General features: G+C 74.0%; 19 protein-coding genes and 2 pseudogenes. 12 read left to right on the top strand and 9 right to left on the bottom strand.

The window, feature by feature from the left end; translation table 11 throughout:
* Positions 1 to 86 precede the first annotated feature (86 nt).
* Together ACZ8ZB_RS30990 and ACZ8ZB_RS30985 are read left to right on the top strand one after the other, a co-directional pair.
* Positions 87 to 839 (top strand): MBL fold metallo-hydrolase, encoded by a 753-nt coding sequence (locus tag ACZ8ZB_RS30990; RefSeq protein WP_470740907.1) that lies wholly within the window; start codon positions 87 to 89, stop codon positions 837 to 839.
* 41 nt (positions 840 to 880) lie between these two features.
* Positions 881 to 2,113, top strand: a complete 1,233-nt coding sequence (locus ACZ8ZB_RS30985; RefSeq protein WP_470740906.1) for a DUF4032 domain-containing protein — start codon at positions 881 to 883, stop codon at positions 2,111 to 2,113.
* A gap of 19 nt (positions 2,114 to 2,132) precedes the next feature.
* Here ACZ8ZB_RS30985 and ACZ8ZB_RS30980 read toward each other — a convergent pair whose 3' ends face one another.
* Positions 2,133 to 3,005, bottom strand: a complete 873-nt coding sequence (locus tag ACZ8ZB_RS30980) for a universal stress protein (protein WP_470740905.1) — start codon at positions 3,003 to 3,005, stop codon at positions 2,133 to 2,135.
* A 200-nt stretch (positions 3,006 to 3,205) separates the two neighbouring features.
* Between ACZ8ZB_RS30980 and ACZ8ZB_RS30975 the strand changes: the two genes are divergently transcribed.
* The 3 genes and pseudogenes from ACZ8ZB_RS30975 to ACZ8ZB_RS30965 all read left to right on the top strand — a co-directional run.
* Positions 3,206 to 3,883, top strand: a complete 678-nt coding sequence (locus tag ACZ8ZB_RS30975; protein WP_470740904.1) for an AIM24 family protein — start codon at positions 3,206 to 3,208, stop codon at positions 3,881 to 3,883.
* A gap of 79 nt (positions 3,884 to 3,962) precedes the next feature.
* Complete coding sequence (locus tag ACZ8ZB_RS30970) at positions 3,963 to 4,922, top strand: threonine/serine dehydratase (protein ID WP_470740903.1); 960 nt, start codon at positions 3,963 to 3,965, stop codon at positions 4,920 to 4,922.
* A gap of 18 nt (positions 4,923 to 4,940) precedes the next feature.
* Positions 4,941 to 5,449 (top strand): annotated as a pseudogene (locus tag ACZ8ZB_RS30965) (serine/threonine protein kinase); the annotation flags it as partial.
* Here the strand turns inward: ACZ8ZB_RS30965 and ACZ8ZB_RS30960 are convergent.
* Positions 5,423 to 6,895, bottom strand: a complete 1,473-nt coding sequence (locus ACZ8ZB_RS30960) for a serine hydrolase domain-containing protein (RefSeq protein WP_470740902.1) — start codon at positions 6,893 to 6,895, stop codon at positions 5,423 to 5,425. The pseudogene ACZ8ZB_RS30965 and the gene ACZ8ZB_RS30960 overlap by 27 nt on opposite strands.
* Positions 6,896 to 6,969: 74 nt before the next feature.
* Here ACZ8ZB_RS30960 and ACZ8ZB_RS30955 point away from each other — a divergent pair, with 74 nt between their 5' ends.
* Positions 6,970 to 7,941, top strand: coding sequence for an LLM class F420-dependent oxidoreductase (locus ACZ8ZB_RS30955; RefSeq protein ID WP_470740901.1), 972 nt, complete (start codon positions 6,970 to 6,972; stop codon positions 7,939 to 7,941).
* Between the two features lie 105 nt (positions 7,942 to 8,046).
* A complete protein-coding gene (locus ACZ8ZB_RS30950; RefSeq protein WP_470740900.1) occupies positions 8,047 to 8,472 on the top strand; it encodes an SsgA family sporulation/cell division regulator in 426 nt (141 codons plus the stop codon).
* Here the strand turns inward: ACZ8ZB_RS30950 and ACZ8ZB_RS30945 are convergent, their stop codons facing one another.
* Complete coding sequence (locus tag ACZ8ZB_RS30945) at positions 8,473 to 8,970, bottom strand: DUF6328 family protein (protein ID WP_470740899.1); 498 nt, start codon at positions 8,968 to 8,970, stop codon at positions 8,473 to 8,475.
* Positions 8,971 to 9,107: 137 nt separating this feature from the next.
* Here ACZ8ZB_RS30945 and ACZ8ZB_RS30940 point away from each other — a divergent pair, with 137 nt between their 5' ends.
* A complete protein-coding gene (locus ACZ8ZB_RS30940; RefSeq protein ID WP_470740898.1) occupies positions 9,108 to 9,449 on the top strand; it encodes a hypothetical protein in 342 nt (113 codons plus the stop codon).
* 12 nt (positions 9,450 to 9,461) lie between these two features.
* Here the strand turns inward: ACZ8ZB_RS30940 and ACZ8ZB_RS30935 are convergent, their stop codons facing one another.
* The 3 genes from ACZ8ZB_RS30935 to ACZ8ZB_RS30925 all read right to left on the bottom strand — a co-directional run bounded on the left by ACZ8ZB_RS30935 (position 9,462) and on the right by ACZ8ZB_RS30925 (position 11,877).
* Complete coding sequence (locus tag ACZ8ZB_RS30935) at positions 9,462 to 10,445, bottom strand: aldo/keto reductase (protein WP_470740897.1); 984 nt, start codon at positions 10,443 to 10,445, stop codon at positions 9,462 to 9,464.
* A gap of 63 nt (positions 10,446 to 10,508) precedes the next feature.
* The gene (locus ACZ8ZB_RS30930) at positions 10,509 to 11,210 is read right to left on the bottom strand and encodes a ribonuclease H family protein (protein ID WP_470740896.1); all 702 of its coding nucleotides are present in this window, start codon (positions 11,208 to 11,210) and stop codon (positions 10,509 to 10,511) included.
* Positions 11,211 to 11,394: 184 nt separating this feature from the next.
* A complete protein-coding gene (locus ACZ8ZB_RS30925; protein WP_470740895.1) occupies positions 11,395 to 11,877 on the bottom strand; it encodes a VOC family protein in 483 nt (160 codons plus the stop codon).
* A 130-nt stretch (positions 11,878 to 12,007) separates the two neighbouring features.
* Between ACZ8ZB_RS30925 and ACZ8ZB_RS30920 the strand changes: the two are divergent.
* Positions 12,008 to 12,124 (top strand): annotated as a pseudogene (locus ACZ8ZB_RS30920) (ATP-dependent Clp protease proteolytic subunit); the annotation flags it as partial.
* A gap of 33 nt (positions 12,125 to 12,157) precedes the next feature.
* Here the strand turns inward: ACZ8ZB_RS30920 and ACZ8ZB_RS30915 are convergent.
* The gene (locus tag ACZ8ZB_RS30915) at positions 12,158 to 12,547 is read right to left on the bottom strand and encodes a helix-turn-helix domain-containing protein (protein WP_470741622.1); all 390 of its coding nucleotides are present in this window, start codon (positions 12,545 to 12,547) and stop codon (positions 12,158 to 12,160) included.
* A 257-nt stretch (positions 12,548 to 12,804) separates the two neighbouring features.
* Here ACZ8ZB_RS30915 and ACZ8ZB_RS30910 point away from each other — a divergent pair, with 257 nt between their 5' ends.
* Positions 12,805 to 13,692: an RNA polymerase sigma factor SigF gene (locus tag ACZ8ZB_RS30910; protein ID WP_470740894.1), complete on the top strand. Its 888-nt coding sequence runs from the start codon at positions 12,805 to 12,807 to the stop codon at positions 13,690 to 13,692.
* 22 nt (positions 13,693 to 13,714) lie between these two features.
* Here the strand turns inward: ACZ8ZB_RS30910 and ACZ8ZB_RS30905 are convergent, their stop codons facing one another.
* Positions 13,715 to 14,170, bottom strand: coding sequence for an ATP-binding protein (locus tag ACZ8ZB_RS30905; protein WP_470740893.1), 456 nt, complete (start codon positions 14,168 to 14,170; stop codon positions 13,715 to 13,717).
* A 334-nt stretch (positions 14,171 to 14,504) separates the two neighbouring features.
* On the opposite strand from ACZ8ZB_RS30905, the gene ACZ8ZB_RS30900 reads away from it, so the two are divergent.
* Both ACZ8ZB_RS30900 and ACZ8ZB_RS30895 read left to right on the top strand, forming a co-directional pair.
* Positions 14,505 to 14,921, top strand: coding sequence for a hypothetical protein (locus ACZ8ZB_RS30900; RefSeq protein ID WP_470740892.1), 417 nt, complete (start codon positions 14,505 to 14,507; stop codon positions 14,919 to 14,921).
* Entirely contained in the window at positions 14,918 to 16,192 is a 1,275-nt protein-coding gene (locus ACZ8ZB_RS30895) for a streptophobe family protein (protein ID WP_470740891.1), read from the top strand. Before ACZ8ZB_RS30900 ends, ACZ8ZB_RS30895 begins: the two co-directional genes overlap by 4 nt.
* Positions 16,193 to 16,272: 80 nt before the next feature.
* Here the strand turns inward: ACZ8ZB_RS30895 and ACZ8ZB_RS30890 are convergent, their stop codons facing one another.
* Positions 16,273 to 16,683 (bottom strand): hypothetical protein, encoded by a 411-nt coding sequence (locus ACZ8ZB_RS30890; protein WP_470740890.1) that lies wholly within the window; start codon positions 16,681 to 16,683, stop codon positions 16,273 to 16,275.
* Positions 16,684 to 17,172 lie beyond the last annotated feature (489 nt).

Genomic DNA, 17,172 nt, shown 5'->3' with positions numbered 1-17,172 from the left:
GGCCCCCCGCCCGCGTCCGCGCCGTGATCTGCTTTCCTTCTCCCGTCCGGCAGGAACGGCCCGAACGACTGGAGCGCGGAGCGACCATGCGAGCAACCGTCCGGCACGTCGCGGAGGGCACCTATCTGGTGCACGGCACGAACACCAACTGGGTGATCCTGACCGAGGGGGACGCCCTCACCCTGATCGACACCGGCTACCCCGGCGACCGTGAGGGGCTGCTCGCCTCCCTGGCCGAGGTGGGGGGTTCGCCGGAGGCGGTGACGGCCGTGCTGCTCACGCACGCCCACAGCGATCACCTGGGATCCGCCGAGTACCTGAGCGCCGCGTACGGCACCCCCGTCTACACCCACAAGGACGAAGTCCCGCACGCCCGCCGGGACTTCCTGCACCAGGTGACCGTCGGACAGGTGCTGCGCAACGGCTGGCGGCCGGGCGTGCTGCCCTGGGCGGCGCACGCCCTGCGCTCCGGCGGGACGGCGGACGTGGCGGTCACCGCGCCCGAGCCGTTCCCGGAGTCCGGTCCCGGTCCGCTCGACCTGCCGGGCCGGCCCGTGCCCGTGCACACGCCCGGCCACACCGCCGGGCACTGCGCCTTCCACCTCCCGCACACCGGGGTGGTGGTGTCGGGCGACGCCCTGGTGAGCGGCCATCCCACCTCGCGGACCGAGGGACCGCAGATGCTGACGGACATGTTCCACCACGAGCGGGCCACCGCCGTGGCCTCGCTGGACGTCCTGGCCGGGCTGGACGGCGGCCTGCTGCTGCCCGGGCACGGCCCGCTGCACGAGGGGTCCGTACGGGACGCCGCCCGGCTGGCCCGGGAACGCGCGCAATAGGGTGAGGTGACGACCGCCCACGAGACGAGGACATCCCCGCCATGGCACTGCAGATCAACGCCACCAACCCGGAGCACCCCGCGCTCCTGTTGGAACTGCCGTGGCACCTGCCGCTGGAGGAGTGGCCGGAGGAGTACCTGGTGCCGCTGCCGCGCGGCATCTCCCGGCACGTGGTGCGCTACGCGCGCGCCGGCGACGAGGTGATCGCGGTGAAGGAGCTCGCCCGGCGGCCCGCGCTGCGCGAGTACGAACTGCTGCGCGACCTGGACCGGATCGGCATTCCGGCGGTGGACCCGCTCGCCGTGGTCACCGGCCGCACCGACCCCGCCGGGGAGCCGCTGGAGAGCGTCCTGATCACCCGTCACCTCGGCGGCTCGATGCCGTACCGGTCGATGTTCGAGACGACGCTGCGCCCGGCGACCATGCACCGGCTGATGGACGCGCTCGCCGTGCTCCTGGTGCGGCTGCACCTGGCCGGGTTCGCGTGGGGCGACTGCTCGCTGTCCAACACCCTGTTCCGGCGCGACGCGGGCGCCTACGCCGCCTACCTGGTGGACGCCGAGACCGGGGACCTGCACCCGGAACTGAGCACCGGCCAGCGCGAGTACGACCTCGATCTCGCGCGGGTCAACATCAGCGGCGAACTGCTCGACCTGGAGGCGTCCGGGGCGCTGCACCCCTCCGTCGACCCGATCGAGTTCGGCACCGAGATCTGCTCCCGCTACCAGGGCCTGTGGCAGGAGCTGACCCGCACCTCCGTCTACCCGGCGGGAAAGCACCACTACATCGAGCGCCGCATCCGCCGGCTGAACGACCTCGGTTTCGACGTGGCCGAGATGCAGATCGAACACGCCTCCAACGGCGACACGGTCACCTTCGTGCCCAAGGTCGTCGACGCCGGCCACCACCAGCGGCAGCTGCTGCGCCTGACCGGCCTGGACGCCGAGGAGAACCAGGCCAGGCGGTTGCTGAACGACCTGGAGAGCTGGATGGCCACCCAGGACGACTACGCCCCGGGCGACCCCCTCGGCGCCCGCCCTGAGGTCCTCGCCCACCGCTGGGTGCGCGAGGTCTTCCGGCCCACGGTGCGGTCCGTGCCGCCGGAGCTGCGCGGACAGATGGACGCCGCGGAGATCTACCACGAACTCCTGGAGCACCGCTGGTACCTGTCCGAGCGGGCGCAGCACGACATCGGTCTCGACACGGCCGTCGAGGACTACATCAGGAACATCCTGCCGAAGGCGCGGGAGACGCTCCAGCCGACGGCCGACTGACCCGGGCGGTCTCGCCGCGTCAGGCCGGCGGCACCACCGCCACCGGGCAGTCCGCGTGGTGCAGGACGCCGTGCGCCACCGAGCCGATCCGGGCGCCCACGGCCGTGCGACGGGCACGGCGGCCGACCACCATCAGCTGGGCGGTGCCCGCCACCGACAGCAGCACCTGTCCGGCGCTGCCCATCTCGACGTGCTCGACCACGTGCACGTCGGGGTAGCGCTCCCGCCACGGCGCGAGGGCCGCCGCCAGCGCCTTGCGCTCGTAGGGCTCCAGACCGCCGGCCTCGTCGAGGAGCCGGAGCGAGGCGGGGCTGTAGGCGAACACCGGCGGCAGGGTCCAGGCCCGTACGGCGCGCACCGTGGCCCCGCGCCGGTCCGCGGTCTCGAAGGCGAGACCGAGCGCGGCGGCGCTGTCCTCCGGATCGCCCTGCTGGCCGACCACGATCTCGTGCCCGGCGACCTCGTTCGACGCCTGGTCCCCGGCCCGTACGAACACCACAGGACGCTCGGCGTCGACGATCACCTGCTGGCCGACCGAACCGACCAGGAAGCCCACGATCCGCCCGTGGCCGCGCGAGCCGAGCACCAGCATCTCCGCGTCCGCGGCGGCGCCGGTCAGCGTCCGCACGGCGTCGCCCTCCAGGACGTCCGTCGTCACGGTGAGGCCGGGGTGGTGTTCGCCGACGGCGCGGACCGCCTCGTCCACCGACGCGCGGACCCACTGCTCCTGTGCCGCCCGGTCGCCCGTGTCCACCGCGTCGTGCGCCTCGAACCGCCAGGCGTGCACCACCCTGAGCGGCAGTCCCCGGCGGACCGCCTCCCGCGCCGCCCAGGCCAGCGCGGCGAGGCTCTCCCCGGTTCCGTCGATCCCTGCCGTGATCGGGCGCGTCATGCGGTTCCCTCCCGGTGTCGTATCCGAATTCGCGTGGTCCAGTCTTCCCTACGCCGCCTTCCCCACCGCACACGGTCGCGCCGCACGGGGAGCTCACCCGTACCCGAGCGGTCCGGCGTGCTCGGACCCACGAGGGACGGTGCCGGTCCCGCCCGTGCACGATCTTGGCGGAGGGAGAGGGTCCGGGCGAAGATGCCTCCATGAAGGGTGATCTGTTTTCCAGTCAGCACATGGTGCGGCCGGCCACGGCCGCGGGCATGTCCGTCGAGAACGCCAAGTGCGTCCGCTACACGGTCGACGGCGAGATGCTCGCCCGGCAGGGCGCGATGATCGCCTACCGCGGAAACCTCCAGTTCGAGCGCAGGGGCCAGGGCGTCGGCGGCATGCTCAAGCGGGCGGTGACCGGCGAGGGTCTGCCGCTGATGACGGTCCGCGGACAGGGCGAGGCCTGGTTCGCGCACGAGGCGCAGAACTGTTTCATCGTCGAGGTCGATCCCGGCGACGAGTTCACCGTCAACGGCCGCAACGTCCTGTGCTTCGACTCCTCGCTGTCGTACCGGATCGCGACCGTGAAGGGCGCCGGGATCACCGGGGGCGGCCTGTTCAACAGCGTCTTCACCGGACACGGCCGGCTGGGGCTGGTGTGCGAGGGGAATCCGCTGGTGATCCCGGTGTCGCCGCAGTACCCGGTGTACGTGGACACGGACGCGATCGTCGGCTGGACCGCCGGCCTGGCCACCTCGCTGCACCGTTCGCAGTCGCTGGGCTCGATGCTGCGCGGCGGGTCCGGCGAGGCCGTGCAGCTGATGCTGCAGGGTGAGGGGTACGTCGTCGTCCGGCCCAGTGAGGCGACCCCGCAGAAGGCACAGCAGCACTGAGCGTTGTTGACCCCGGCCGCCGCGCGGGTCAGGGTGGATCACGGCGCGGATCACCCCCCGGGCCGGAAAGGTGGCAGTCGTGATCGGGATCGCCGACATCGAGACCGCGGCCGGGCGGATCGCCGGACACGTGGTGCGGACCCCGACCGTGCCGAGCCCCGGGCTGTCGGCACTGCTCGGGGCCCCGGTCACCACGAAGCTGGAGCTGTTGCAGCGCACCGGTTCGTTCAAGGTGCGGGGCGCGGCGGCGAAGCTGCTGTCGCTGAGCGAGGCCGAGCGGGCCGCCGGGGTCGTGGCGGTGAGCGGCGGCAACCACGGGATCGCCCTCGCGGTGACGGCCGCCGCCCTCGATGTGAAGGCCACGGTGGTGATGCCGCGTTCGGCGCCCGTGCGGGCCGTGGAGATCGCGGAGTCCGCGGGCGCCTCGGTGCGGGTGACCGACGACATGGACGGCGCGTTCGCGCTCATGACGCGGCTCCAGCAGGAGGGGCTGACCCTGGTCCACCCGTTCGACGACCCGGTGGTGATCGCCGGGCAGGGCACGGTGGGCCTGGAGTTCGCCGAGGACGCCGAGGACCTCACGGACGTCCTGGTGAGCATCGGGGGCGGCGGGCTGATCGCCGGGGTCGCGGCGGCGCTGCGGGCGCGGCGGCCCGGGGTACGGGTCTGGGGCGTGGAGACCGAGGGCGCGCAGGCGATGTCCGAGGCGCTGGCGGCGGGCGGCCCGGTGCCGGTGCGGCTGACGTCGATCGTCTCCACGCTCAGCGCCCCGGCCGTGTCCCAACTGACGTACGAGCATGTGTCGGAGCTGGTCACCGAGGTGCTGGTGGTGCCGGACCGGGAGGCGGTACGGGGCTCGCTGGAGCTCGCGGACCACGCCAAGGTGTGGGCCGAGCCGGCCGCCGGCTGTCTGCTGCCGGCCGCGCGGCGGGTGCTGGAGCGGGTCGGCGAGGGGGCCAGACTCGGTCTCGTGGTGTGCGGCGGCAACGCCACCACCGGCGACATGATCGCCTGGACGGAGCACTTCGAGCTTCGCTGAGCCTCCCGTTGAACGGATCCCGCCCCCGGCCCGTCGTCCCCGTCGGACGGCGCGGGCGGTCTCCCGCCCGGCCACCGGACCCACCACGCCCCGGAGGGCTTCTCCGTCGCGCTGCCCGAGGGCTGGGAGCGGCTGGACACCTCGCGCGGCGCCGGCCGGGGCTACCGTGTCACCTTCGGCGCCGACGGGGACCCGCGCACGCTCGCCGTCACCTGCGGCACGCGTGCGGGGCCGGACGCGGCGGCCGTGTGGCGCGACGACGTGGAGCCCCTCCTGGAGCGGTCCGGCGACGGCTACGAGCGGGTCGGCAAGATCCGCGCGACGACGCACCAGGGGCGCGAGGCCGCCGACGTGGAGTGGTACGCCACGGTGGGCGGCACGCGGGTGCGCACCTTCGGCCGGGGCTTCCTCCTGGGCGGCGGGCGGGCTTCTCGCCGCGCTGGACGACCCCGGCCGCCGGCTGGGAGGAACCCGCGAGCCGGGAGGCACCGCGGACCTTCCTACGGACGTTCCGGCCCGCCGCGGACTGGACCGCGCGGGGCGCGCAGCTTGCGCAGGGGCCACGGGTGCAGCGGGCGGGTGAGCCAGCGGGCGGTGAAGGTCCGGTCGGTGAGGGAGCAGGTGACCCGCAGGCGGTGCGGCGTCTCCAGGAACACCAGGTCCACGGCGAGGGTCTCGCCGTCGGTCCAGCCTCCGCTCGCGGCGGTCGGGACGGGCTGCTCGGCGGTGGTCCAGCCCCGCCCGCCGGAGAACCGCGCGTCGAACCGCTCCCCGTCCTCGGTGAGGCCCAGGGTCCAGCCGCCGTCGGCGTCCGCCGTGACCTCGGCCGCGGTCAGCTTCGGCTGGTCGGCGCAGCCCCCGCCCTCCGGGGTGAGGACGGCGCCGGACCAGTCCCCGGCCCGCCCCGGCGGTACGGGCCCGCCCCCGGCCGGGGGCAGGGAGAGCCGTTCGAGTCGCTCGCGCAGGGCGCCGTCCGCGGCCTGACGGCCGGTCAGCGGCTCCGGGTGGAAGGCGGGCAGGAGGTGCCGCCAGACCAGGTCGAGGTACTCCTGCGTCCGCTCGGTCGCCGTCGTCACGGCGACCACCGCGTCGTGCCCGGGCAGGACGAGGCAGAACTGCCCGTAGGCCCCGTCGCCCCGGAATCCGTGCCGGGAGATCCAGAACTGGTACCCGTAGCCGCGGTTCGAGTCCTGCCGGTCCCCCACCAGCGCGGTTCCGGCGGTCGGTATGTGCGGGTGCGAGGCGCGGGCGACCCATCCCTCGGGCAGCAGCCGTTCGCCCCGCCGGAGGCCGTCGTCCAGGTACAGCTGGCCGAGCCGGGCCACGGCGTCGGTGGCGGCGTGCAGTCCGCTGAAGCCGATCTCGCGGCCGGTGCGGTCCCGCTGCCACAGCGCCTCGTCGATGCCCAGCGGGTCGAACAGCCGGGGCCGCAGGTACTCGGTGAGCGTTTGTCCGGTGACCCGCTGCACGATCGCGCCGAGGGTGTAGGTGCACGGCTGGTTGTAGGCGAAGACGGTGCCCGGGTCGTGCTGCGGCGGCTGGAGCAGGAATCCGCGCACGGGTTCGGCGGGGTCGGCGGCGAACGCCGCGTCGACGGTCTCGTCCTCGTGGCCGCTGGCCATGGACGCCACGTGCCGGACCAGCATCGCCCGGCTGCGCGGGTGGGTGATGTCTGCCTCGAACTCCGGGAAGTACGACAGCACCGGGGCGTCGAAGTCGAGCAGCCCCTCGGCCTCGGCGAGGGCGGCGGCGGTCGCGGTGAAGCTCTTGCTGAGCGAGTACAGCAGGTGCGGGCGCCGCGCGGTGTACGGCGCCCACCAGCCGGCGGCCACGAGGTGTCCGTGGCGCAGGATCATCAGGCTGTGCGGCTCGATGTCCGGGGCGGCTTCGAGGGCGTCGAGGAAGGCGTGGACGCCGGACGCGTCGACGCCCTGGGCGGCGGGGTCGGCGGTGGGGAGCGGGTGGGCTGTCATGACAGGCATCCTGCCCGGCGCGCCAATGGGTGATCCACCGTTTCCCCCGCCCCGGGCCGGGGGACCCGGCCGGCATGGTGCGAATCGGATACACGATGATGACCGAGCAGGCCGGCCCCCGTGAGCTGGTCGACCACGTGGTGCGGGCCGAGGCGGCCGGCTTCGACTTCTCGGTGACCTCGGACCACTACTTCCCCTGGCTGGCGTCGCAGGGGCACGCGCCGTACGCCTGGAGCGTGCTGGGCGCCGCCGCGCAGGCCACCTCGCGCATCCCGCTGATGACGTACGTGACGTGTCCGACGTTCCGCTACCACCCGGCGGTGGTGGCGCAGAAGGCCGCGACGGTGCAGCTGCTGTCCGAGGGCCGGTTCCGGCTGGGGCTCGGCTCCGGCGAGAACCTCAACGAGCACGTGGTGGGCGACGGCTGGCCGTCCGTGGACGTGCGGCACGAGATGCTCGAGGAGGCGCTGGAGATCATCCGTGCCCTGTTCGAGGGCGGTCACGTCAACCACCGGGGCACCCACTTCGACGTCGAGTCGGCCAAGCTGTGGGACCTGCCGGACCAGCCGCCGCCGATCGGCGTCGCGGTCTCCGGGAAGCGGTCCTGCGCCCTCGCGGGCCGGCTCGCCGACCTGGTGATCGCCACCGAGCCGAAGGCGGACCTGCTGGAGGAGTTCGACCGGCACGGCGGACAGGGCAAACCCCGGGTGGGGCAGCTGCCGGTGTGCTACGACCCCGACCGGGACGCGGCCGTCGAACGCGCCCACGACCAGTTCCGCTGGTTCGGCAACGGCTGGAAGGTCAACTCCGAGCTGCCGCACCCGGACTCCTTCGCGTCGGCGACGCAGTTCGTCCGGCCCGAGGACGTCGCCGCGTCGATTCCGTGCGGGAGCGACCCGGCGGACTTCGTCGAGGCCGTCCGCCCCTACGCCGAGGCGGGTTTCACCGAGATCGCCCTGGTGCAGATCGGCGGGGAGTCCCAGCCGGCGTACCTGGACTGGTCGGAGAAGACGCTGCTGCCGGCGCTGCGGGACGCGTTCGGCTGACGCCCCGGCGGCCCCGCGGCCGGTCGTTCACCCGCGGAGCTGAGCATCTTGCGCGGATGCGGGGTACTAGAGGGCTCTACGTCAGTACTTCCCGGAGGCCCTCTCGTGAACTCGTTCGTGCACAAGACCCTGGTGGTGGAGCTCCAGGCGGGCGCCGCGGACCGTTTTCCCGTACTCGCCCACCTGAGTTACGAGCCGTCCGACCCGTTCGCCGTCACCGTCGTCTTCAGCCACGACGGCCGGGTCCTCGCCCGCTGGCAGCTGGACCGTGAGATGGTCGCCGAGGGCCTCACCCGCCCGGTGGGCATCGGCGACGTGCGGCTGCGGCCGGAGTCCCGGGGTGTGGAGCGGGAGCTGCGGATGGAGTTCCTCGGCGAGGCCCACGCCGACGGCGGCCGGCACCACGCGGTGGTGTTCGCCTGGGCCGAGACGGTCGGCGAGTTCCTGCACGAGACCCGGCTGATGGTCCCGCCGGGGTGCGAGGAGGTCCGTGTGGACGACTTCCTCGCGGACCTCCTCACCGGGAACTGATCAGCGCGCGGTGTGGCGGTGCCGGGCCCACATCGGCAGGCCGAACCAGCACAGCAGGTACCAGCCCACCACTCCGGCCACCAGGTACGGGACGAAGTCGTCGTGGGTGGCCACGCGCAGGATGAGCAGCAGGGAGCAGCTGGTGGTGGCCAGCAGCAGCAGGAGGCCGAGCAGGGTGAGCCGGGAGGCCCACCGCACCGCGTGCGCCTTGATGCGCCGCCCCGAGACGAGCCGGTGCAGGGAGACCGGCCCGATGAGGGCGCCGGTGGCGCAGGCGCCCAGCACCACCGTGATGAGGTAGATCATCTGGTCGGTGTCGGACAGCTCGGGGTAGGTCGGGGTGAACACGACGGTCAGCAGGAAGCCGAACAGGATCTGCACCCCCATCTGGGCGACACGGACCTCCTGGATGAGCTCCGTCCACATCCGGTCCGCTCTCTCGTCCTCCGTCTCGTTCCGTCCCCGGCGCCTGTCCGTGCCCCGCTCCGCGTCCGACACGGTGCCTCCTTCCGTAGGCCTCCTTCTCCGGATGCCCCGAAAGCCGCCGTCCTCCCCGGGCCGATCACCGGTTTGGGGGCGCGGGCCCCGGTTACACGGACGGCTGATGACACCGAGGCCAGGAGGTCGTGGGACGTATGTCGGACACCCAGCTCACCGTGACGCTCAGCGGCGGGGACGTCGACGACGCCCGGGCGGTCGTCCGGGTCCTGGAGGGCGCGTTCGGGGCGGCGGACCAGCTCCCCTCCGAGGAGCACGCGACGGTCCGCGTGGCGACGTTCACCGGTGGGGGACAAAGTGCGGCGACCGGGGCCGCGGACGCGGGGCCGCTGTCGGCGCCGGTGACCGTCACCGTGCAGGGCGCCCCGGAGGCGGTGCGCCGGGCGGGCGACACCCTCACCCGTTCCTTCACGGCACGCGAGGAGGGCACCGTCGCCGGCGACCAGGAGCAGGAACGGCAGCTGCTCCTGGAGCCGTGACGTCCGCCGCCGCTACCAGCGGGCTTCGACCTGGTCCTTGATCCGCCGGTCGTAGAGGTCCCGGATCGCCGTGAGCGTCTCCCCGGACAGCTCCGGGAGCCGGGCGGCGGCCGCGTTGGCGCGCGCCTGCTCGGGCGAGCGGGCGCCGGGGATGACGGTGGTGACGCCGGGCTGCCCGGCGATCCAGCGCAGGGCCAGCTGGGCCGGGGTGTACCCCTCGGGGGCGAGCGCGGCGAACTCGGCGGCGGCCTCGACACCGGTCGCGTAGTCGACGCCGGAGAAGGTCTCGCCCTGGTCGAAGGCCTCGCCGTGCCGGTTGAAGGCACGGTGGTCGTTCTCGGCGAAGACGGTGTCCCGGGTGTACTTGCCGGACAGCAGTCCGGAGGCGAGCGGGACCCGGGCGATGATGCCGACGCCCGCCTCGCGGGCCGCCGGGAGCACCTCGCGCAGCGGCTTCATCCGGAACGGGTTGAGGATGATCTGCACGCTCGCCACGTTCGGCCGGGCGATCGCGGTGAGCGCCTCCGCGCAGGTCTCCACGCTGACGCCGTAGGCGGCGATCCGCTCCTCCGCCACCAGCGTGTCGAGGGCGTCGAACACCTCGTCGGTGGAGTAGACGGGGGTCGGCGGGCAGTGCAGCTGCACCAGGTCGATGCGGTCGACGCCCAGGTTGCGCCGCGAACGGTCGTTCCAGGCGCGGAAGTTGTCCAGAACGTAGTTCTCGGGGATCTGGTCGACCCGGCGGCCCATCTTGGTGGCGACCAGTACGTGCAGATCGGGCCGCCCGCTGAGGAACGACGCGATGGTCTGCTCGCTGCGTCCGTCGCCGTACACGTCGGCGGTGTCGAAGAAGGTGACGCCCGACTCGGCGGCGGCCTCCAGCACCGCGAGGGCTTCCTTGTCGTCGACGTCGCCCCAGTCCGCCCCGAGTTGCCATGTGCCGAGACCGATCACGGAGGCGTGCTGTCCCGACCTGTCGAATGTGCGCTCTTCCATGGGGTCAGTCTGTCATCCGTGCCGCCCGGCCGGCAGGCGGCACCGTCCTCGTCACGCTCCCGCTCAGACGCTCCGGGCCGCCGTCCGGCACTCGGGGTGGCCCCAGCCCTTGTCGTTCTTGGCGATCGGCTCACCGGCCGCGTAGGGCCGCCCGCACGGGCAGCGGCCGGGGAACTTGGCCTTGATCGTGCGGGACGACGAGCCGCCGCGCTGCCGGGGCGTCTTCGCCCCGCCGGACCCGCGCTTGCCGGCCGCGCCGCCCGCCGGGCGGTCCGGGACGGGCGGCGGCTCGGGCGAGCCCAGCTCGCTGCCGGCGTCCTCCTGGTCGGCGGCCGCCCGGCTGGCCGCGCGGTCGGCGAAGTCGTTGAGCCGGTCGCCGTCGACCTGGTGGGCGGGGACGTAGCGGAACTCGACCGAGCGGTCCTGGAGGAGCGCGTCGATGCGGACGACGAGTTCCTGGTTGGCGACCGGCTTGCCGGCCGCGGTGCGCCAGCCGTTGCGCTTCCAGCCGGGGAGCCAGGTGGTGACGGCCTTCATGGCGTACTGCGAGTCCATCCGGACCTCGAGCGGCACGGCGGGGTCGGTCGCCGCAAGCAGCCGCTCCAGCGCGGTGAGTTCGGCGACGTTGTTGGTGGCCCTGCCGAGCGCGCCCGCCTCCCAGCGGACCGGCCTCTCGGCGTCGTCGGCGACCACCCAGGCCCAGCCGGCGGGTCCCGGGTTTCCCTTCGAAGCCCCGTCGCACGCGGCCACAACTCGTTCACGCATGCGCTCGATCATGCCATGTCCGAACGGGCGGCCCGGGCCCGCTCGCTCCGCGCCGGCGGTCACCGGCGGGAACCGCCGTACGCGCACGCCGTGGACCGCGTCCGCGGTACGCGCCGCCGCCCTGCCCGGCGCGTGCACGGATCCGACGGCGGGACCCGTGGCGGCCCCGCCGTCGGCCGGGGTCTCACTCGCCCGCGTACGCCTTCTCCAGGGCGGCGATGTCGAGCTTGCCCATCGTCATCATGGCCTTCAGGGCGCGGTCCGCCTTCCGCCGGTCCGGGTCGCCGATCATCTCGGTCAGCCGCACCGCGTTGACCTGCCAGGAGACGCCGAACCGGTCCTTGAGCCAGCCGCAGGGGCCGTGCTCGCCGCCGCCCTCGACGAGCTTCTCCCAGTAGTGGTCGATCTCCGCCTGGTCCGCGCAGTCGAGCTGGAAGGAGATCGCCTCGTTGAACGTGAACTCGGGTCCGCCGTTCAGCGCGACGAACTTCTGGCCGTTGGCCGTGAACTCGACGGTGAGCACGGAGCCCTCGGCGCCGGGCGTGGCCGGGGTGTTGCGGACGATGTCGCCGAGGCTCGAGTCCTTGAAGACCGAGACGTAGAAGTTCGCGGCCTCCTCGGCCTGGCCGTCGTACCAGAGACAGGTGGTGAATCCGTCGGTGCTCATGGATACCTCCGGGGCGTGGAACACGGTCGTGAGGGTTGACCCGGCCCGGCCCCAAAACTCATCGGCGCGGCCCCGACCCGGTTCGACGACCGCCTCGCCGCCCGGTTGCTCGCGCAGCGCATCGTCGCCGGCCCGGCACACGCACCACGACGTGGCGGCCCTGCGGGCGGACATGGCCCGCGACAAGGTGTTCACCGCCGAGGAGGCCGTGGCGTACGGCCCGGTGGACGAGGTGCCGGCCCGGCGCCGGGCGGCGGGGGTGTGGGGCGCCGGGCGCCGGTCACGCGGCCAGGCAGAGCCCGCCGTGCGCGGAGCCGGAGACGCCCCGGGGCGTGGCGGCGGTCCGTCGGCCGGTGACGCGGACCAGCTCTCCGTGGGCCCGGGCCAGCAGGTCGCCGAGGCCGAGACCGAGCGCCCGGGCGGCGGCCGCGAGGACCTCCGAGGAGGCCTCCTTGCGGCCCCGCTCCACCTCCGAGAGGTAGGGCATGGAGATCCGGGCCGCGTCGGCGACGTCCTTCAGCGTCCGTTCCTGGGCGAGCCGCTCGCTGCGCAGCACGTCCCCGACCAGGTCGCGCAGCAGCGGCTCCCTGGGCACGGGGTCCGGCTCCGGCCGCGGCGGGCCGGGGCGCAGGGGGATGACGCGGGCACGGTCCGGCGCCTGGCCGGTCACCTCTTGGCTGGTCACCTCCTCAGCCTAGGAATTCCGGCCCCGAAAGGAAGGCACCGGAATTCCGCCCTGAGTGAAGGCGCTTCCGGGTACGGCCCGGGCTGCCGCGCGGGCCGCGCCCCCGTACCATCGGACGTACGAGTGACGACCGGTGCCCACCGTGGTTTCGAGCCCCTCGAACAGGTGGGCATGGGCCCGCACGACCTGGGTACCCGCAGGGCTCAGGCATATGTCAGCCGTGATGTTCGTGGGGAGAGGCAATGAGGACCGCCGTGATCCGGTCGCAGGCGCAGGGAGCGGAGCAGCACACCGGGGCCGGGACGGGTGACGGAGGTCTGCGGGGAGTGGCGGATCCGCGCGCCGTCGCACCGCGCGACGCCAGGGAGCTGTCCCGCCAGTTCTTCCGCCGCCTGGCGGAGCTGGAGGAGGGCACGCACGAGTACCAGTACGCGCGCAACACCCTCATCGAGATGAACATGTCCCTCGTCCGGTTCGCGGCCGGACGGTTCCGCGGCCGCGGCGACGACATGGACGACATCGTGCAGACCGGCATGATCGGCCTGATCAAGGCCATCGACCGGTTCGAGCTGTCCCGCGAGGTCGAGTTCACCTCCTTCGCGCTGCCGTACATCGTCGGTGAGATCAAGCGTTTCTTCCGAGACACCACGTGGGCCGTGCACGTGCCGCGCCGGCTCCAGGAACTGCGGGTCGAGCTGGCGAAGGCCCGCGAGGAGCTCGCCAGCCGGCTGGACCGGGAGCCCACGGTCGCCGAACTCGCCACGCTGATGAACATCACCGAGCAGCAGGTCGTCGAGGGGCAGATCGCCGCGAACGGGTACAACTCGTCGTCGCTGGACGCCGCCCTCACCGGTGACGGCCCGGAGAGCGGCGAGGCCGTCCTGGCCGACTTCATCGGCATCGAGGAGGAGGGGCTGCGCCTCGTCGAGGACTTCCACTCGCTCGCTCCGCTCATGGCCGAGCTCAGCGAACGCGACCGGGAGATCATCCACATGCGGTTCGTGGAGGAGGCCACCCAGGCGGAGATCGGCGAGCGTCTCGGCTGCTCCCAGATGCACGTGTCCCGCCTGATCAAGCGGATCATCGGCCGACTGCGCGAGGGCATGCTCGGCGAGCTCGGCTGCGCCTGACCGGGCGGGACGCCGTGGCCGGTCAGGCGGCGCCGAGGTCCAGCACCGCGCGCACGCGCTTGCCGACCGGCACACGTTCCACCCGGACGTCCCGCGCCAGCGCGCGGACGATCTCCAGACCGTGCCGGCCGACGCGCTCGGGGTTGCGCGGGAAGACCCGGGGCAGGCTGGCACTGCTGTCGTAGACCGCCACCGTGAGCGAGCTGTCCGTGCCCTCCAGCTCCAGGATGTACGGTCCCTCGCTGTGCCGGTCCGCGTTGGTGACCAGTTCGCTCACCACCAGCAGCACCGCGCCGTCGGCGCGCTCGTCGACCGTGGCGCACCACTCGGTCCTGAGCTGCTGGAGGAAGTGCGCGGCGAACCTCCGCGCCTCGGCGATGCATCCCGGCTCGCCGGTGAAGTGTGCCGACCGCCGCAGCGGTTCCACGGGCACGTCGAAACCAGTCGGTATCACTGCCCCGTCCAGGTGAGAGGTCATGCTTGTTTCTTTCCGCGTAGCCGGGTCGGCCGGACGAATCTGCACCGGTCCTGGTACCCCGACTCCCGCGGTACAGTCCACCTGATCCACGCGGCCTCCCGCGGGGCGGGAGGCCGGGTTCCGCCGGGGTGCGGCGCGGGGGGCGCCGTGAACGGACCGACGGCGGTGCGGAGCCTGACGACACCGCCCGTGGTGACGCCGGGCGGCGACGCCGTGGCGCACGTCGAGGGCACGGTCCCCGACCCGGCGGCCGAGCGGATCGCGGGCTCGCCCCGCACCGGCCGGACCCTGATGCCGGGGACGCCGCCGCAGGACCTGCCCGGGCCGTCACGCGGTGAGGGTCCGCGACGAGGGGGCGCCGTGCGACCCGCCCCGGTCGGTGGCGCGCCGTGACGCCCTGCGCGGGCGGCTGCCCGGGGCGCACGCGCTGACCGGCGACGGTGCTCTGGTGGGCACGGTGCCCGGCGTACCGGCCGGGGGCGGCGCCGACGGCCGGCTCGTCGTGTTCCGGATCGCCGGGAGCCGGCGCACGGCTCCCGGCGCCGTGCTCGACGCGGCCTTCGATCCGGTCACCGCCCGCGTCGAGGCGTTCCTGACGACTCTCGGCGAGCCGCCGGCCGACGCCTGCCGGGCTCCGGCGAGCACGCCCCGGCGATCCGGACGGACGACGGGCGCCGCCGGGAGGGCGCGCCGCGCGGACGGACCTCCCGGCGGGCGGGGGCGGGCGGGGCTGCTTAGCGTGCAGACGTGAGTGCGCGTACCCCTTCCGGCCGTCCGGCCGCCCGTCACGGCTGGGCGCAGGCCCTCGCCACGGTGCTCGGCGCGCTGATCGCCATGGGCGCGGTGGCCGCGCTGGGCCTGTGGGCGGCCGGCGCCACCGGTCTGCCGGGCGGTTCCTTCCCCCAGGTGGTCGCGGCGACCGTGGTCACGGCCGTCGGCGGGACGGTGGAGCTCTCCGGTGACGCCGGCGACCTGGCCGGCACGGAGGGCGGTCTGACGGTCATACCGCTGTCCGTCACCCTCACCGGGGCACTGGTCGTCGGCCTGGGTTTCCTGCGCCCGCTTCGGCACCGCGCGGTCGCCGGGGCGCCCGAGCTGGCCGGGTGGGCCGCGCGGATCGCCGCGCTGTGGCTGCTCGCGGTCCTCGGTCTCGCGCTCGCCGCGCGGCACACCTACGAGCTCTCCCTCGGGGACGGCCCGCTCGGCGACCTCGGTGACCTGTTCGGGATCAGGCCGGTGGTGGGTTTCTCCGCCGACGTGCCGCCGACCGTCCTCATCGGCCTGCTCTGGCTGGCGGGGGTACTGGCGGTGGCGCTGTCGGTGTCCCGGGGCGCCCCGTTGCCGGCCGGGCTGCTGCGCTTCCAGACCTCGGTGCGTCCCGCGGCGCGCGCGATGGTGCGGCTGCTGCTGGCCGCCGTCGCCATCGGCCTCGTCGTCGCGCTGGTCGTCGCCGCCACCCGGGGGCATGCGGCCGAGACGTTCGCCGTGATCCTGCTGGGGCTGCCCAACGTGGCCTGGCTGGCGCTGACGGTCGGGCTCGGCGCCACCTGGGACGGCAGGGTGGAGGGGCCCTTCGGGCTGCCCATGCCGCGGGTGCTCGACGAGGTGCTGCGCACCCCGGACGTCTCCGCCCTGAACCTGCGCACGCTCACCGAGCACGACGGCGGGAGGTGGTGGTGGCTGCCGGTGGTGGTCGCGGTGCTGCTGGTGGCCACCGCGTCCGTGACGGCGGCCCGCTCCCCCGCCCGGGTCCGGGCCTGGCGGCACGCCGTACGCACGGCGGTGGCGCTGGCGCTGACCGTGCTGATGATCTGTCTCACGGTCCGGATCTCCGCGCGGTTCGGCCTGTCCGTGCTCGGCATCGGTGATCCGGGCGAGGGCTTCTCCGGCCGGGTGCTGCTGAGGCCGCGGCTGTGGGGCGCCCTGGGCCTGGCCCTGCTGTGGGGCCTGGTCACCGGCTTCGCCGGAGCGCTGCTGGCACGGGCGCCGCGCCGCCGCCCCGGCGCCGGGGCGTCCCGGTGACTCCGGCGCGCCCCCGTCGGCGGCGGCCGTCGGGGCCGGGGAGGTGCTCCCGTACGTCCGGCCGGGCGGGGACGGTGGGATCAGGCGACCGGGACTCCGAGGACGCGGGCGGCGCGCTGCATGCGCAGGGCGTCCACGGACTCGGCCAGCAGTTCGTACTCGGTGGTGTCGTCGCCGGTGGCGACGCGTACCATCCGTCCGGCGGCGAGCGCCTCGGCCACTTCCTCCTGCCGGGCGACGTCGCCGCACCAGGTGCGCAGGACGGCGGGCACGTCGGGCACGCCTTCGGCGACGGGGACGAGCGCCCCCGGCGGTAAGTGCTCGGCGTCGGGCTGCGGGTCGAGGCGCTGGGCGATCCACAGGGCACGGTCGCGCAGCCACCACAGGGCGAGGGCGAGGGTGGGCGCCCGGTAGGTGCCGAGCGGTACGCCGATGCGCCGGCCGTCGCAGACCCCGTACGCGGTGACATGGCACAGGAATTCGTCGTGCACGTTCCCTCCCCCGCTGCGTCGCTCGCCCGCCGGGCCGGGCCGGCTGCCCGCCTCGTGGCTCGCATGCTGTGCGTGAGGGCGCCGTCGCGCGGTGTGAAGCGCTCTCGTTGTCGAGTATGTTCACCACTGAAACACTGTCACCATGTGTTTCCGGCCAGTCTCCTGGCATATTCACCGCTGCCGTTGGCCGAAACGGTACGGGTGCGGCCGACGGACCGCACATGACCTCGGGGTGGCCGGCCACGTCCCGGGGGGCGGGGCGAGGGGGCCGGTCACCGCGACCGGGTTGCGCCGTCCGGCCCGCGGACACGCCCCCGGGGAGATGGCCCATGACCATGGCCGCCCGCCGCTACGACGCCGTCGTCGCCCGCTGCTCCGGGCCTGGAGCGCCGACGCCGACGAGGCACGCGCCGAGGCGGGCGCCGCGACGCGCGAGCGGTTCCCCGGCTCCGTCCTCCGGCTCGCGGGGAGCCTCGACGGCCGCCACGG

Source organism: Streptomyces sp. 12E, assembly GCF_055633275.1.
Note: the sequence above shows the minus strand (reverse complement) of the source record. Positions and strands in the feature narration are given on the sequence as shown.

Coding starts and splice junctions, on each gene's coding strand:
- ACZ8ZB_RS30925 (WP_470740895.1), bottom strand. CDS start 11,877: ATGAGCACCGACGGATTCACCACCTGTCTCTGGTACGACGGCCAGGCC.
- ACZ8ZB_RS30990 (WP_470740907.1), top strand. CDS start 87: ATGCGAGCAACCGTCCGGCACGTCGCGGAGGGCACCTATCTGGTGCAC.
- ACZ8ZB_RS30930 (WP_470740896.1), bottom strand. CDS start 11,210: ATGCGTGAACGAGTTGTGGCCGCGTGCGACGGGGCTTCGAAGGGAAAC.
- ACZ8ZB_RS30910 (WP_470740894.1), top strand. CDS start 12,805: ATGAGGACCGCCGTGATCCGGTCGCAGGCGCAGGGAGCGGAGCAGCAC.
- ACZ8ZB_RS30955 (WP_470740901.1), top strand. CDS start 6,970: ATGGTGCGAATCGGATACACGATGATGACCGAGCAGGCCGGCCCCCGT.
- ACZ8ZB_RS30940 (WP_470740898.1), top strand. CDS start 9,108: ATGTCGGACACCCAGCTCACCGTGACGCTCAGCGGCGGGGACGTCGAC.
- ACZ8ZB_RS30985 (WP_470740906.1), top strand. CDS start 881: ATGGCACTGCAGATCAACGCCACCAACCCGGAGCACCCCGCGCTCCTG.
- ACZ8ZB_RS30905 (WP_470740893.1), bottom strand. CDS start 14,170: ATGACCTCTCACCTGGACGGGGCAGTGATACCGACTGGTTTCGACGTG.
- ACZ8ZB_RS30935 (WP_470740897.1), bottom strand. CDS start 10,445: ATGGAAGAGCGCACATTCGACAGGTCGGGACAGCACGCCTCCGTGATC.
- ACZ8ZB_RS30975 (WP_470740904.1), top strand. CDS start 3,206: ATGAAGGGTGATCTGTTTTCCAGTCAGCACATGGTGCGGCCGGCCACG.
- ACZ8ZB_RS30980 (WP_470740905.1), bottom strand. CDS start 3,005: ATGACGCGCCCGATCACGGCAGGGATCGACGGAACCGGGGAGAGCCTC.
- ACZ8ZB_RS30960 (WP_470740902.1), bottom strand. CDS start 6,895: ATGACAGCCCACCCGCTCCCCACCGCCGACCCCGCCGCCCAGGGCGTC.